12 protein-coding genes are annotated in these 14,777 nt (G+C 71.8%); 6 read left to right on the top strand and 6 right to left on the bottom strand.

All coding sequences use genetic code 11. The annotated features are described in order from the left end of the window. Window positions 1-2,132, top strand: a 2,132-nt coding sequence (locus tag GSF22_RS19835; protein ID WP_208815217.1) for a carbohydrate-binding protein, incomplete at its 5' end; no start/stop codon positions are given. Window positions 2,133-2,241: 109 nt separating this feature from the next. Here the strand turns inward: GSF22_RS19835 and GSF22_RS19830 are convergent. Both GSF22_RS19830 and guaB read right to left on the bottom strand, forming a co-directional pair. Continuing rightward, the gene (locus GSF22_RS19830) at window positions 2,242-3,360 is read right to left on the bottom strand and encodes a GuaB3 family IMP dehydrogenase-related protein (RefSeq protein WP_208815216.1); all 1,119 of its coding nucleotides are present in this window, start codon (window positions 3,358-3,360) and stop codon (window positions 2,242-2,244) included. A 31-nt stretch (window positions 3,361-3,391) separates the two neighbouring features. Beyond that, on the bottom strand, window positions 3,392-4,954 hold the full coding sequence (guaB, locus tag GSF22_RS19825) for an IMP dehydrogenase (RefSeq protein ID WP_208815215.1): 1,563 nt from the start codon (window positions 4,952-4,954) through the stop codon (window positions 3,392-3,394). Between the two features lie 186 nt (window positions 4,955-5,140). On the opposite strand from guaB, the gene GSF22_RS19820 reads away from it, so the two are divergent. Beyond that, window positions 5,141-5,533: a DUF5319 domain-containing protein gene (locus GSF22_RS19820; RefSeq protein WP_208815214.1), complete on the top strand. Its 393-nt coding sequence runs from the start codon at window positions 5,141-5,143 to the stop codon at window positions 5,531-5,533. A 17-nt stretch (window positions 5,534-5,550) separates the two neighbouring features. On the opposite strand, the gene GSF22_RS19815 is transcribed toward GSF22_RS19820, so the two are convergent. Beyond that, a complete protein-coding gene (locus GSF22_RS19815; protein WP_307804140.1) occupies window positions 5,551-6,573 on the bottom strand; it encodes a helix-turn-helix transcriptional regulator in 1,023 nt (340 codons plus the stop codon). A gap of 253 nt (window positions 6,574-6,826) precedes the next feature. Here GSF22_RS19815 and GSF22_RS19810 point away from each other — a divergent pair, with 253 nt between their 5' ends. Beyond that, entirely contained in the window at window positions 6,827-7,210 is a 384-nt protein-coding gene (locus tag GSF22_RS19810) for a WhiB family transcriptional regulator (protein WP_208815212.1), read from the top strand. Between the two features lie 61 nt (window positions 7,211-7,271). Here the strand turns inward: GSF22_RS19810 and GSF22_RS19805 are convergent, their stop codons facing one another. From GSF22_RS19805 to groES, 3 genes are all read right to left on the bottom strand, one after another. Then, window positions 7,272-8,831, bottom strand: coding sequence for a molybdopterin-dependent oxidoreductase (locus GSF22_RS19805; protein ID WP_208815211.1), 1,560 nt, complete (start codon window positions 8,829-8,831; stop codon window positions 7,272-7,274). Between the two features lie 149 nt (window positions 8,832-8,980). After that, on the bottom strand, window positions 8,981-10,630 hold the full coding sequence (gene groL, locus GSF22_RS19800) for a chaperonin GroEL (protein WP_208815210.1): 1,650 nt from the start codon (window positions 10,628-10,630) through the stop codon (window positions 8,981-8,983). 77 nt (window positions 10,631-10,707) lie between these two features. Beyond that, window positions 10,708-11,022 carry a co-chaperone GroES gene (gene groES / locus GSF22_RS19795; RefSeq protein WP_208815209.1) on the bottom strand — a complete coding sequence of 105 codons (315 nt, stop codon included), beginning with the start codon at window positions 11,020-11,022 and terminating at the stop codon, window positions 10,708-10,710. A gap of 353 nt (window positions 11,023-11,375) precedes the next feature. On the opposite strand from groES, the gene GSF22_RS19790 reads away from it, so the two are divergent. From GSF22_RS19790 to GSF22_RS19780, 3 genes are all read left to right on the top strand, one after another. Then, the gene (locus GSF22_RS19790; RefSeq protein ID WP_208815208.1) at window positions 11,376-12,620 is read left to right on the top strand and encodes a THUMP-like domain-containing protein; all 1,245 of its coding nucleotides are present in this window, start codon (window positions 11,376-11,378) and stop codon (window positions 12,618-12,620) included. Window positions 12,621-12,656: 36 nt separating this feature from the next. Continuing rightward, window positions 12,657-13,139 carry a Cys-tRNA(Pro) deacylase gene (gene ybaK, locus GSF22_RS19785; RefSeq protein ID WP_208815207.1) on the top strand — a complete coding sequence of 161 codons (483 nt, stop codon included), beginning with the start codon at window positions 12,657-12,659 and terminating at the stop codon, window positions 13,137-13,139. Between the two features lie 473 nt (window positions 13,140-13,612). After that, window positions 13,613-14,707 (top strand): sugar ABC transporter substrate-binding protein, encoded by a 1,095-nt coding sequence (locus tag GSF22_RS19780; protein WP_208815206.1) that lies wholly within the window; start codon window positions 13,613-13,615, stop codon window positions 14,705-14,707. The last annotated feature ends 70 nt before the right edge of the window (window positions 14,708-14,777 follow it).

Below are 14,777 nucleotides of genomic sequence, written 5' to 3'. Positions count from 1 at the left end.
CCTGGGACCGGTTCAAGGGCTACAACCAGCTCTCCCGGGTGAAGCTGGTGGACGAGCCGACCCCGCACCTGGACCTGAGCACCGAACAGCAGATCCTGCGGGTCGACGCCGACCGGGGCATCTGCTGCCACGTCGCCGGTGAGATCAAGTTCGACGGCAAGGGCCAGCTCTACCTGATCACCGGCGACGACACCAACGCCGGTGGCTCCGACGGCTTCACCCCGATCAACGAGTCCCCCACCCAGGGCCCCGGCTACGACGCGCAGCGCTCCGCCGGCAACACCAACGACCTGCGCGGCAAGCTGCTCCGCATCAAGGTCAAGGCGGACGGCACGTACAGCATCCCGGACGGCAACCTCTTCCCCGAGGCGGAGGACACCGACAACAGGACCCGGCCGGAGATCTTCCTGATGGGTCTGCGCAACCCGTTCCGGTTCGACGTGGACGCGAAGGGCATGGTCTACATCGGCGACTACTCGCCGGACTCCCGGGTACCGAGCGCCACCCGGGGCCCGGAGGGTACCGGCCGGTGGTTCGCCACCCGCGAGGCCGGCAACTACGGCTGGCCGTACTGCTACTCGCCGACCCTGCCGTACGTCGACTACGACTTCGTCACCCGGACCTCCGGCGCACCCTTCGACTGCGCGGCCCCGGTCAACAACTCGCCGCGCAACACCGGCCGTACCGTGCTCCCGCCGGTTCAGCAGCCGCAGTTCTGGTACACCTTCGGCGCCACCACCCCGTGCGCCGGGGCGTACCTGTCGAACCCGGCGACCCCCTGCGACTTCAGGTGGCCGGTGATCGGTACCGGTGGCGTCGGCCCGATGGGCGGCCCGATCTACTCCTACGACGCCGACCTCGACTCGCCGGTCAAGTTCCCCGAGTACTACCAGGACGCGGTGGTGTTCGGTGAGTTCACCCGGGACAAGATCTTCATGATGCGCACCGACGGCCGGGGCGACCTGGTCGGCGTGGAGCAGTTCCTGCCGGGCTTCGTCTTCGACAACCCGATGGACATGGAGTTCGGCCCGGACGGTTCGCTCTACCTGCTGGAGTACGGCGACGGCTTCTTCCGGGCCAACCCGGACGCCCAGCTCTCGGTGATCCGCTACGTCAAGGGCACCCGCTCACCGGTGGCGGCGCTGAACGCGTCGCCGACCTCCGGGCAGGCGCCGCTGACGGTGAACTTCTCCTCGGCCGGCAGCAGCGACCCGGACCCCGGCGAGTCGATCTCCTTCGCCTGGGACTTCACCAGCGACGGCACCGTCGACTCGGCCGACCCGAACCCGTCGTTCACCTACACCGCCAACGGCACGTACACCGCCCGGCTCACGGTGACCGACTCCAGCGGGAAGACCGCCGTACTCACCCGGGTCGTCGTGGTCGGCAACACCGCACCGACGGTCACCGTCACCTCCCCGGTCGCCGGCAGCTTCTTCACCTGGGGCGACAACGTGCCGTTCACCATCACCGTCACCGACCCGGAGGACGGGCCGATCGACTGCAGCCGGGTGACGGTCAGCTTCGTCCTCGGCCACGACACCCACGGTCACCCGGACAGCTCCACCAGCGGCTGCACCGGCACGATCCCCACCCCGGCCGACGGCGGTGACCACGCCGGCGGGTACCTGTACGGCGGGATCAGCGCCTCCTACACCGATCTCGGCGGCGGCGGGCAGGCCCCGCTGACCACGGTCGGTCAGGCGATCATCCAGACCCCGCGCCAGCAGGCCGAGTACGCCCAGGTCCAGCAGGGCGTGACGCTGGCCAACACCGGGGACACCGGTGGTGGGCAGCACGTCAGCGGGATCGACCCGGGTGACCACGTCGCGTTCGACCCGATCAACCTGGGTGGGGTGGCCACGGTGACCCTGCGGCACTCGGGTGGTTCGGCGGCCACCGCCGGCACCCCGCGCGCCACCGTCGAGCTCCGGCTGGACTCGCCGACCGGTCCGCTGGTCGGGTCGGCGACCCTGAACGCCACCACCGGGAACACCGCGTTCACCAGTACCAGCGTCCCGGTCGCCCAGCCCGCCGGGGCGCACCGGCTCTACCTGGTCTTCTCCGCCGTACCGGGTGGACCGGCCACCGGTCTGGTGAACCTCAACTGGGTGGAGTTCGGCACCGCCTGATCCACCGCACCGCCTGGGCCACCGGCACCGCCTGATCCACCGCACCGGAAAGCAGACCGGCCCCCCGCTGATCACTGCGCGGGGGGCCGGTCCGCGTCCGACGGAGGGGTCAGCGGTCCAGGACCAGGCCGACCTTCTGGAACTCCTTCAGGTCGCGGTAGCCGCACTTGGCCATCGCCCGGCGCAGGCCGCCGAAGAGGTTGAGCTGGCCGTTCGGCTCGTCGGCCGGGCCGAAGAGCAGCTTCTCCATCGACCCGAGCGGCTCACCGGACGGCTCGAAGGCACCCCGGGGCAGCGACGGGTGGCTGGCCGCCGAGTGCCACCACGCGCCGCCGGCCGGGGCCTCCTCGCAGAGCGACAACGGCTCACCGAGCATCACCGCGTCCGCCCCGCAACCGAGCGCCTTGGCGATGTCACCCGAGGTCTGCACGTCACCGTCGGCGATCAGGTGCACGTACCGGCCACCGGTCTCGTCGAGGTAGTCCCGGCGGGCCGCCGCCGCGTCGGCGATCGCGGTGGCCATCGGCACCCGGATACCGAGCACCGACTCGGTGGTCGACCACTGGTCGCCACCCACCCCGACGATCACGCCGGCCGCGCCGGTCCGCATCAGGTGCAGCGCCGTCTTGTAGTCGGTGCAGCCCCCGACCACCACCGGCAGGTCGAGGTCCGCGATGAACTCCTTGAGGTTCAGCGGCTCGTCGGTGGTGGAGACGTGCTCGGCGGAGACCAGGGTGCCCTGGATGACCAGGATGTCCACCCCGGCGTCCAGGATCACCGGGGCGAGCGCCAGGGTGTGCTGCGGCGAGACACGCACCGCCACCGTGCCGCCACCGGCCCGCAGCTCGCGGACCCGCTCCGCGATCAGGTCGGGGCGGATCGGCTCGGTGTAGACCTCCTGGAGCCGCCGGGTCGCCGGGGCGTCCTCGCCCAGTCCGGCCAGCTCCTCCAGGATCTTGGTCGGGTTCTCGTACCGGGTCCAGAGCCCCTCCACGTTGAGCACGCCGAGACCGCCGAGCTGACCGAGCCGGGTGGCCGAGGCCGGGCTCATCGTGGCGTCGGAGGGGTGCCCCAGGCAGGGGATGTCGAACTGGTACGCGTCGAGCTGCCAGGAGGTGGAGACGTCGTCCACGTCCCGGGTCCGGCGGCTCGGCACGATGGCGATGTCGTCCAGGTGGTAGCCGCGCTGCGCGGTCTTGCCCAGCCCGATCTCGACCACGTCTCGCATGGGTCGCTCCAGGGTAGAAGGGGTGTGTGGCTCAGCGGGTGTGGTAGTTGGGCGCCTCGACGGTCATCTGGATGTCGTGCGGGTGGCTCTCCTTGAGCCCGGCCGCGGTGATCCGGATGAGCTGGCCACGACGGTGCAGCTCGGGGATGCTCTCCGCGCCGACGTACCCCATCGCGGCGCGCAGGCCACCGACGAGCTGGTGGGCGACCGCGGCGAGCGGACCCCGGTAGGGGACCTGGCCCTCGACGCCCTCGGGGACCAGCTTGTCCTCGCTGAGCACGTCCTGCTGGAAGTAACGGTCCTTGGAGTACGAGCGGGCCTGCCCCCGCGACTGCATGGCGCCCAGCGACCCCATCCCCCGGTACGCCTTGAACTGCTTGCCGTTGATGAAGAGCAGTTCCCCCGGGCTCTCCTCGCAGCCGGCCAGGAGGCTGCCCAGCATCACCGTGTCGGCCCCGGCCACCAGCGCCTTGGCGATGTCGCCGGAGTACTGGATACCGCCGTCACCGATGACCGGCACACCGGCCGGACGGCAGGCCCGGGCGGCCTCCATGATCGCGGTGACCTGCGGCACACCGACACCCGCGACGATCCGGGTGGTGCAGATGGCACCCGGGCCGACGCCCACCTTCACGCCGTCGGCGCCCGCCTCGACCAGCGCCTTCGCGCCCGAGTAGGTGGCCACGTTCCCGCCGACCACGTCGACGGCGGTGTCCCGCTTGAGCCGGGCCACCATCTCCAGCACCGCCCGCTGGTGGCCGTGCGCGGTGTCCACGATCAGTACGTCCACCCCGGCGTCGACCAGGGTGCGGGCCCGCTTGTAGGAGTCCTCGCCGACCCCCACGGCGGCGGCGACCCGCAACCGGCCCGCCTCGTCCTTGGTGGCGTTGGGGAACTGCTCGCTCTTGGTGAAGTCCTTGACGGTGATCAGACCGCGCAGCCGGCCGGCGTCGTCCACCAACGGCAGCTTCTCCACCTTGTGCTGGCGGAGCAGGGCCAGCGCATCGTCCTTGCTCACCCCCACCGGGGCGGTGACCAGCGGCATCCGGGTCATCACGTCCCGGACCCGGGTGGCCGGGTCGGAAACGAAACGCATGTCCCGGTTGGTCACGATGCCGACCAGCCCGCCCTCGGCGTCGACCACCGGCACACCGGAGATCCGGTACCGGCCGCAGAGCTGGTCCACGTCGCGCAGGGTGTCGTCCGGGCTGCACGTCACCGGGTTGGTGATCATGCCGGACTCGGAGCGCTTGACCAGGTCGACCTGGAGGGCCTGGTCCTCGGCGGAGAGATTGCGGTGCAGCACCCCGATGCCGCCCTGGCGGGCCATGGCGATCGCCATCCGGCCCTCGGTGACGGTGTCCATCGCGCTGGACAGCAGCGGGATGGTGAGGGTGACGTTGCGGGTCAGCCGGGTGACCGTGTTGACCCGGCTCGGTACGACGTCGGACTCGGCCGGTTGCAGCAGTACGTCGTCGAAGGTCAACCCGAGCGGGACGACCCGGGCCGAACCGGCGGGCAACTCGGGCAGGTGCCCGGCCAGCTCGCCGGAGTCCGCACCCGTCGGCAGATCGGCGGTCGGCGAATTTTCCACGATTGCTCCCCTGAGCTGGTCGGACGGGCTTCAGTGAGACGACACGCACGGTCACCGGCGCGCACGGGGGTGACGGCGTGTGTGCCTCATCGTACCCGTGGAGCTGCGGCGACCCCGGTGGGCGCCGGTCGACGCCGACGCATGCCGGGTGTACGGGTGACCGGGGGTTACCACTACGGTGGAGGGGTGCACGACGAGCCCATCGACCCGTTCGACGGTGACCCCGCCGATCCCTCGGCCGAGCTGGACGATCCGGACGCCGACGCCCGGACCGACCCGTTGACCGACGTGGAACGGCAGGACGTGCTGGAGGATCTCGCCGACCTGGAGATCTACCAGGCCCTGCTCGGCCCCAGCGGGGTCCGGGGCCTGGTCATCGAGTGCGAGGACTGCCACGAGCCGCACTACTTCGACTGGGACCTGCTCCGGGGCAATCTGCGTCACCTGCTCGACTCCGGTCGCCCCCGGGTGCACGAACCGGCGTACGACCCGGATCCGGACCACTACGTCACCTGGGACTACGCCCGGGGGTACGCGGACGGGGTGCACGACTCGCTGAGCGACGGCACCGACGACTGACGCGCTGCGGTCGCGAGTCAGGCGACCAGGCCGGCCCGGAACCCGGCGGCCACGGCGTGCGCCCGGTCCCGGGCACCGAGCTTGCGGAACAGTCGACGGGCGTGGGTCTTCACGGTGTCCTCGGAGACGAACAGCTCCCGGCCGATCTCGGCGTTGCTCTTGCCGTCGGCCATCCCGAGCAGCACCTGGAGTTCCCGTTCGGTCAACGCGACCGAACGGCCCGGAGCCGCCCCGGCCCGCAGGGACGCCTCCCCCGCAGCCGCGCCACCGGCGCGACCGGACGCCCGGCCCCCGGATCCGTCGCCCGGCCGGCCGCCGGGGCCGGTGGACCGGTCAGCGGTACCGGTGGGGGTGACCCGGCCACCCGCCGCCCGCCCCGGTTCCTCGTCGCCGGGTGCCTCGGTCACGTCGTCGCCGCGTTGCACCGGCACCACGGTGGGCGCCGAGGCGCCGTCCCCGGGTCGGGGCGCCGGCCCGGCAGCCGCAGCGGGCCGCCCGGTCACCGCCGGCGTCACCGCCCGGCGTACCCGCACCGCCGGATCGCCCGTGCCGTGCGTCACCTCGGGAGGCACCGGTTCGCCGGCCGGTCGGTCCTCGGTGGGGTCACCGGCGTCGGGCAGCGTCAGGGCCCGGGTACCGCCCTGGACGGTCGCCGGGCGCCGGCCCGGGCGGATCGGCGCGGCGATCAGGAGCAGGGCCTTCGCCACCGCGCTGACCAGGTCGTGGTCGGCACTCGGGATGAGCCCCCGGGCACCGGCACTGATCGCGCCGGCCGCCACGCCCGGTTCCGCCGCACCGAGCAGGAGGACGGCCGCCCGGGGCGCCCGGGCGAGTACCCGCCGGACGAATCCGGCGCTGTCCGGCCGGGCGAGCGCGGTGTCCGCGAGCACCACGTCGGCGGGCCGTTCGGCGAGCCGCAGCATCACCTCGGGGTCCGAGACGGCGGTTCGGACCGCGGGCGACAACCCCAGCCGGGCTGCGGCGGCGGTGATGTGCTGCGCGGCCAGTGGGGTCCGGACGCAGACGAGAACGGTACGCACGGTGGATCTCCCTTCCCTGACGAGGAGACCATGACCGGCTCTGATCACGACGACTTTCCCGGCGATCCGGACAAAATTTTTGGGGCAAATCCAGATAAACACCACCACTATCCGGGCTCCTTGATCAGACACGTGTGAGTGGCGGGACGGTTGGGTATCACCGATACAGACCGGAACGGTGCGCCAGCGCGGCCCGCCGCCGGGAACCGGTCGCAGCAGGGTCATGCGGTGCCGCGCGGGAGGAGGGGTGCTGATGTCGAACGTACGTAGACTGCCCGGACCCATCGTCGATCTCTGGGACTGGCAGCGGCTCGGCGCCTGCCGTGGTCGCGACAGCGCCCAGTTCTTCCACCCCGACGGGGAACGCGGCTCGTCCCGCAACCGGCGGGAGAGCGGCGCGAAGGCGGTCTGCCGTACCTGCCCGGTCCGGGCGGAGTGCGCCGCGCACGCGCTCTCGGTCCGGGAGCCGTACGGCGTCTGGGGCGGATTCAGCGAGTCCGAGCGGCTGCGGCTGCTCGCCATCGGCTGGGAGGACGCCGCCGACCGCCGGCAGACCCGGGTGGACATCGCCCGCCTGGAGAGCCGGCTGGGGCAGGCGCACAAGTCGACCGTCCCCACCCAGCGCAACGTGGCCTGAACACGGCCGTCCGACGTACCGACGGCGTGGCCCCGGAACCGGGGGTCACGCCGTCGACGTGTCAGCGCACGTTCACCGTGACCCGGTGCCAGCCGGTGGCGCCGTCCGGCGCGACCGGGCGACGCCGTCCGGTCTGCACCGCCCCGGTCCGGTCGGTGGCCCGTACCTCGACGGTGTGCTCACCGGCGGTGGCCGCCCACTGCCAGGACCACTGCACCCAGGTGTCGGCGGAGACCGCCGGGGCGAGGGTCGCCGGCTGCCACGGCCCACCGTCGACGCGTACCTCCACCCCGGCGATACCGACGTGCTGCGCCCAGGCCACCCCGGCCACCGTCACCGGACCGGCGGTCAGCCGGTTACGGGGCCGGGGTACGTCGATCCGGGACTGGGTCTTGACCGGCCCCCGCGCCGACCAGCCCCGGGGCACCCAGTACGCGTCGAAGTCCGCGAAGCTGGTCAACTCCAGCTCGACCAGCCACTTGCAGGCCGACACGTAGCCGTACAGGCCGGGCACCACCATCCGGACCGGGAATCCGTGCTCCACCGGCAGCGGTTCGCCGTTCATGCCCACCGCGAGCAGGGCGTCCCGGCCGTCCCGGAGCACCTCGGTCGGCGTACCGCAGGTCCAGCCGTCCACCGACCGGCCCACCACCTGGTCCGCACCGTCCAGCGGCTCCGCCTCGTCGAGCAGTTCACGGATCGGTACGCCGAGCCAGCGGGCGTTGCCGACCAGGTCACCGCCCACCTCGTTCGACACGCAGGCGAGCGTGACGTACCGCTCGACCATCGGACGGGCCAGCAACTCGGCGAAGGTGAGGGTGATCGGGTTGCGGACCCGGCCGTGGATGCGCAACCGCCAGGTCTCCGGGTCCACCTGGGGTACCGCCAGCGCGGTGTCGATCCGGTAGAACGCGGCGTTCGAGGTGACGTACGGAGCGAGCTGGCTACGGGCGAGATCGGCGCCGGCCGGTACCGGTGGTGCGGGCGAGACCGGGGTCGGCAGGGTGAGCGCCGAACGCGCCTCGGCGACGCCGCGCCGCCCGGCCAGCCACCGGCCGCCGACCCCGCTCAACGCGGCGGCGCCGACCAGCAGCCCGGCTCCGGTGAGGAAGCGCCGGCGTCCCTCCGGTGCCGGCCGGTCCCCGGTCGACGGGGCCTCCCCGGGGGAGGCGGTCGGCCAGGGCTGCGGCTCCAGGGGACCGGCGACGAGCAGCCAGAGGACGAACCCGCCGAGCAGCCCACCGAGCAGCGAGGGCAGCGCGGCCGGGAACCCGGCACCCGGCCGGGTCACCGCGGCGGCCACACCGACCACGGCGAAGAGGGCCACCCCGGCCAGTCCGACCACCAGCCGGCGGACGGCGAGCATCCCGAGCAGGGCGGCGAACGCACCGAGCAGCACGGCCGTACCGACCAGCAGGGCGATCTTGTCGTACCCCCCGAACAGCTCGATGGCGAACTGCTTGGCCGGCTCCGGGGCGGCGTCCACCACCACCCCGCCGACGGCCACCAGGGGGGCGCTCCGGGCGCCGGTGCCGACCGCGACCAGTTCCGCCGAACCGACCGCCACGGCGGCGGCGGTGATCCCGGCCAGCGCGCCGTACCCACGTGAGGTGCTGCTCATCGGACCAGTCTCGACGACCCGCCGGAGCGGCCGGTAGTCACGTCACCGTTCCGTAAGAGCATCCGGGGGCAGCAGAAGACCCGGGGCACCCCGCCGTGATCGACGATCGATCGGCGGCGGGACGCCCCGGGTCGACGAACTGCGACCGGTCAGAAACCCGGCCCGTGCTGGTGGCCGTGACCGTGACCGTGGCTGTGGCCGTGACCACCGGCGGCCGGCTCGGCCTTCTCCGGCTTCTCCACGATCAGGCTCTCGGTCGTGAGCAGCAGTCCGGCGATCGACGCGGCGTTGATGACCGCGTTACGGGTCACCTTCACCGGGTCGAGGATGCCGGCCTTCACCAGGTCGACGTACTCGCCGGTGGCGGCGTTCAGCCCGTGACCCCAGTCCTTGTCGGCGACCTTCTGCACCACGACGTACCCGTCGTGGCCGGCGTTCTGGGCGATCCAGCGCAGCGGCTCGACCAGCGCCTTACGCACGATCGACACGCCGACCTTCTCGTCACCGGTGAAGCCGAGGTCGTCGGCGAGTACCGGGGAGATCTGCACCAGGGCGGCGCCGCCACCCGGTACGGTGCCCTCCTCGACGGCGGCCTTGGTGGCGGCGATGGCGTCCTCGATGCGGTGCTTGCGCTCCTTCATCTCGACCTCGGTCGCCGCGCCCACCTTGATGACCGCGATGCCACCGGAGAGCTTGGCCAGCCGCTCGGAGAGCTTCTCCCGGTCCCACTCGGAGTCGGACGCCTCGATCTCCTTGCGGATCTGCGCGACCCGGTCGGCGACCTCGGCGGCCCGGCCGCCACCGTCGACGACGGTGGTGTTCTCCTTGTCGACCACCACGCGGCGGGCGGTGCCCAGCACCTCCAGGCCGACCTGGTCGAGCTTGTAGCCCAGCTCCGGGGCGACCAGCTCGGCGCCGGTCAGGATCGCCATGTCCTGGAGCATCGCCTTGCGCCGGTCACCGAAGCCCGGCGCCTTGACCGCGCAGACCTTGACGGTCTTGCGGATCGAGTTGACCACCAGCGTCGAGAGCGCCTGGCCCTCGACGTCCTCGGCGACGATGAGCAGCGGCTTGCTGGTCTGGAGGACCTTCTCCAGCAGCGGCAGCAGCTCCTCGATCGCGGAGATCTTCTGCGTGGTGATCAGGATGTACGGGTCGTCGAGCACCGCTTCCTGGGCCTCGACGTCGGTGACGAAGTTGGGCGAGATGAAGCCCTTGTCGAACTGGAGACCCTCGGTCACCTCCAGCTCGGTGGCGAGGGTGGAGCCCTCCTCGACGGTGATGACACCGTCGCGGCCGACCCGTTCCATCGCCTCGGCGATCAGCTCGCCGATGGTGGCGTCCTGCGCCGAGATCGTCGCGACGTGCGCCACGGACTCCTTGCTGGCCACCTCGACGGCCTTGCCGAGCAGCGCCTCGGAGACCTTGGTGGCCGCCGCGTCGATGCCCCGCTTCAGGCCGGTCGGGTTGGCGCCCGCCGCCACGTTGCGCAGACCCTCGCGGACCAGCGCCTGGGCGAGCACGGTCGCGGTGGTGGTCCCGTCGCCGGCGACGTCGTTCGTCTTGGTCGCCACCTCCTTGACCAGCTGCGCGCCGAGGTTCTCGTACGGGTTGGTGAGCTCGATCTCCTTGGCGATGGTCACGCCATCGTTGGTGATCGTCGGCGCACCGAATTTCTTGTCCAGGACGACGTTGCGCCCGCGCGGGCCGAGGGTGACCTTGACCGTGTCCGCCAGCGCGTTGACACCGTGCTCCAGCAGGTGCCGCGCGTCATCCGAGAAGCTCAGGATCTTCGCCATCTATGTCCCTCCAGACGACGCTGCCCCGGCCCGGCGAGCCGGACCGGGGCAGCGTCACTGATCGACTGATCGGTTGGTTACTTCTCGATGACCGCGAGGACGTCACGGGCGGAGAGCACCAGGTACTCCTCGCCCGCGTACTTGACCTCGGTGCCGCCGTACTTCGAGTAGATGACCGTGTCGCCGACCTTGACGTCAACCGGGATGCGGTTGCCGGAGTCGTCGATGCGGCCCGGGCCGACAGCGAGGACGGTGCCCTCCTGCGGCTTCTCCTTGGCGGTGTCGGGGATCACGATGCCCGACGCAGTGGTGGTCTCAGCCTCGTTCGCCTGGACCAGGATCCGGTCCTCGAGCGGCTTGATCGCAACCTTGGTCGCGGTAGTCACGGGCATACCCTCCTGGGGTACTGGTTTCTGTACCGGTCAGTCCAGCTGACCAGCGTCAATCTGCCACATGCCACCGGGCGGGGCCGTCGTCGCGGGTGCCGGTCCGCCTGGCGTTCAGCCCCCGCGCCGAGGCCCGGGAGCTGGCACCCTCGGTGTGAGAGTGCTAATCGCAGATTAGGCCGATCGCTAGCACTCCGTCAAGGAGAGTGCCAACGAACCCCGGTCGTGTCGCCCCGGACGCGACCGGATTCCGGTCGGCGCTTCCGGATTTCCGGCCGGCGCTCCCGGCACCCCGGCACCGGCCGCCGGCCCGGGGCGCCGACCGTCGGGGCATCCCGACGCTGCGCCACAATGGCCCGGTGGACCTCGACCAGCTCGCCGCGCTACGTACCCCGGCGGGCGGGACCGCCCTCGCCACGGCGACCGGACTGGCCGGCGGCGACCCGCTGGCCGCAGCGGCGGCGCTGCGGGCCACCGGGGTACCCGCCGACCTCGCCGCCGCCGCGCTGACCCAGGCCGAGCTGCGCCGCCGGGCGGTCGCCAAGTTCGGGCCCGAGGCCGGCGGCATGTTCTTCACCCGCACCGGCCTGGAACAGGCCACCCGACGGGTGGTCGCCGACCGGCGGGCCGACCGGCTCCGCGCCGCCGGGGTGACCACCCTCGCCGACCTCGGCTGCGGGCTCGGCGCCGACGCACTCGCCGCCGCCCGCGCCGGCATCCGGGTGTACGCGGTGGAGGCCGACCCGGTCACCGCCGCGCTGGCCGCCGCGAACGCCGCCGCCACCGGACTGGCCGACCTGGTCACCGTGGCGTGCGGGGACGCCACCACCTTCGACGTGACCGGGGTCGACGCGGTCTTCTGCGACCCGGCCCGCCGCCGCGCCGGCACCGGGCGACGGATCTTCGACCCGACGGCGTACTCACCACCCTGGGACTTCGTGCTCGGGCTGGCGGAACGGGTCCCCCGCACCGTGGTCAAGGTGGCCCCCGGGATCGACCACGCCCTCGTCCCGGCCGGCGCCGAGGCGGAGTGGGTCAGCGTGGACGGCGACCTGGTCGAGGCCGCCCTCTGGTGCGGCCCGCTCGCCGAGGTCCCCCGCCGCGCCACCCTCCTCCGGTGCAAGGAAGGGCCCCCGCTTAACGCTTCCGGTAGAGGAAGGGCCCCTTCTTATCACCTCTCGGGCAGCGGCACCGCCGAGGCAGCCGTCGCCGGGGTACGCCGGTACCTGCACGATCCCGATCCCGCCGTGGTCCGCGCCCACCTGGTCGCCGAACTCGCCGCCGACCTCGACGGGACCCTCGCCGACCCGACCATCGCGTACCTCTACACCGACGTACCGGTCCGCAGCCCGTTCACCCGGTGCATCGAGGTCACCGACGTCCTGCCGTTCTCGCTGAAGCGACTGCGGGCGCTGCTGCGCGACCGGGACGTGGGTCGGGTCGAGATCCTCAAACGGGGCTCGGCGCTGGAACCCGAGCAGCTCCGGCGTGACCTGCGACTGCGGGGCGGTACGGCGGCGAGCCTGGTACTGACCCGGGTGGCCGGGACGCCGACCGTCCTGATCGGCCATCCGGTCGGCCAGGACGGCGCAGTGGCACCCTGACCGGGTGCCGCCCCCGGATCGGGTAGGTTCAGCGGCGTGGCGGGACAGGGTACGCCGGCGACGGCGCTGCTGGTGAAGCGGAAGATCGCACACAGCACCCACCCGTACGACGTCTCGCCGGACTCCCCGAACTACGGCGCCGAGGTGGCTGCCGCGCTGGGCGTACCACCCGGGCAGGTCTTCAAGTCGCTGGTCACCGAGGTCGACGGGGTGCTCACCGTGGCCGTCGTACCGGTCACCGGCGAACTCGACCTGAAGGCGTTGGCCGCCGCCCGGGGTGGCAAGCGGGCGGTGCTCGCGGACCGCACGCTCGCGGAGCGCAGCACCGGATACGTCCGGGGCGGCATCAGTCCGCTCGGCCAGCGCAAGCGGTTGCCGACGGTGGTCGACGTGTCCGCGTCGAGCTTTCCCACGATCTATGTTTCCGCTGGTCGCCGTGGGTTGCAGCTGCAACTCGCCCCGGGGGATCTGGTCGCGCTGACCGGGGCGGTCACCGCTCCCATCGCCGCCACCCGCTGACCGCGCCGGCCGCCGCCACCAGCTGGCTCGCCCTTTCGGACGTCGCCGCACCCGCTGACTGACCCCGCTCCAGACGGGTGCGCCCACCCCCTCGATCCACTCCGCCTCCAGGAAGTCGGGCCGTCCGGCCGGGACCGACACCCCGGCCTCCAGGAAAGCCGGGACCGACACCCCGGCCTCCAGGAAAGCCGGGACCGACACCCCGGCCTCCAGTGCAGCAGGTGAGTCGGCAGCCGGCCCTCGCGTGCTGGCACAGATGGAGCAGCTCGACAGGGTGCGAGCCGCAGGCCCCCGTCGACCAGCGTGCGCCGACCTGCGGGTGACGGGTCAATGTCGATCACGTTGCTGAATTGTTATCGCCGACAACAAACTCGTGGCCTCGGCACTCTTGCCACCGGCGCGCGCCGAGCAATACGTTGCCGGACACAACAAAACAACACCTCCCCCACCCCCACCGAAAGGAACCCCGCACCATGCGTAGAGGGATCCTCACCGTCGCCACCGCAGGTCTGCTCGTCACGGGCAGCCTCGCCGCCTGCGGCGACGACACCGGCAACAGCGGCACGGGCGCCGACAAGCCCGCCAAGATCGGCGTGATCCTCCCGGACAGCAAGTCCTCCGCGCGCTGGGAAGGCGCGGACCGCAAGTTCCTGGAGGAGGCGTTCAAGGCTGCGGGCGTCGAGGCCGACATCCAGAACGCCCAGGGCGACAAGACCCAGTTCTCCACCATCGCCGACGCGATGATCACGAGCGGGGTGACCGCGCTGATGATCGTCAACCTCGACTCCGGCACCGGCAAGGCCGTGCTGGACAAGGCGAAGTCGCAGGGCATCGCGACCATCGACTACGACCGGCTCACCCTGGGCGGCTCCGCCGAGTACTACGTCAGCTTCGACAACGTGGCGGTCGGCAAGCTCCAGGGCGAGGGTCTGGTCAAGTGCCTGACCGACCAGGGCGCCAAGAACCCGGTCGTGTCGTACCTGAACGGCTCCCCCACCGACAACAACGCCACCCTCTTCAAGAGCGGCTACGACTCGGTGCTCAAGCCGAAGTTCGACGCGAACGAGTACACCAAGGGCCCGGACGACGACGTGCCGGACTGGGACAACGCCCAGGCGGGCACCATCTTCGAGCAGCAGCTCACCAAGGCCGGCGGCAAGATCAACGGTGTCCTCGCCGCGAACGACGGGCTGGGCAACGCCGCCATCTCGGTGCTGAAGAAGAACAAGCTCAACGGCAAGGTCCCGGTGACCGGCCAGGACGCCACCCCGCAGGGCCTGCAGAACATCCTCGCCGGTGACCAGTGCATGACCGTCTACAAGGCGATCAAGCAGGAGGCCCAGGCCGCCGCCGACCTGGCGATCGGGCTGGCCAAGGGTGAGAAGAAGGAGACCGGCCAGACGGTCAAGGACCCGGAGAGCGGCCGGGACGTCCCGTCCGTGCTGCTCACCCCGAAGGCGATCTACAAGGACAACGTCAAGGACGTGGTCGCCGACGGTTACGTCACCAAGGAAGAGCTCTGCACCGGGGAGTACGCCAAGCTCTGCGCCGACGCAGGCATCAGCTGACCCCCTCCCCCGGCACCTGACCGACGTACCCGCCGAAGCCGCGCCGCCCGACACGCCCCCGTGCCGGGGG

The organism is Micromonospora echinofusca (assembly GCF_017614955.1).
Classification (GTDB): domain Bacteria; phylum Actinomycetota; class Actinomycetes; order Mycobacteriales; family Micromonosporaceae; genus Micromonospora; species Micromonospora echinofusca_A.
This window is presented reverse-complemented; position numbering and strand designations above follow the sequence as displayed.

Bases quoted from the DNA above. Each gene is read 5' to 3' on its own strand.
- groL (WP_208815210.1), bottom strand. From the start codon at position 10,630: ATGGCGAAGATCCTGAGCTTCTCGGATGACGCGCGGCACCTGCTGGAG.
- groES (WP_208815209.1), bottom strand. From the start codon at position 11,022: ATGCCCGTGACTACCGCGACCAAGGTTGCGATCAAGCCGCTCGAGGAC.
- GSF22_RS19830 (WP_208815216.1), bottom strand. From the start codon at position 3,360: ATGCGAGACGTGGTCGAGATCGGGCTGGGCAAGACCGCGCAGCGCGGC.
- GSF22_RS19780 (WP_208815206.1), top strand. From the start codon at position 13,613: ATGCGTAGAGGGATCCTCACCGTCGCCACCGCAGGTCTGCTCGTCACG.
- GSF22_RS19810 (WP_208815212.1), top strand. From the start codon at position 6,827: ATGTCGAACGTACGTAGACTGCCCGGACCCATCGTCGATCTCTGGGAC.
- GSF22_RS19805 (WP_208815211.1), bottom strand. From the start codon at position 8,831: ATGAGCAGCACCTCACGTGGGTACGGCGCGCTGGCCGGGATCACCGCC.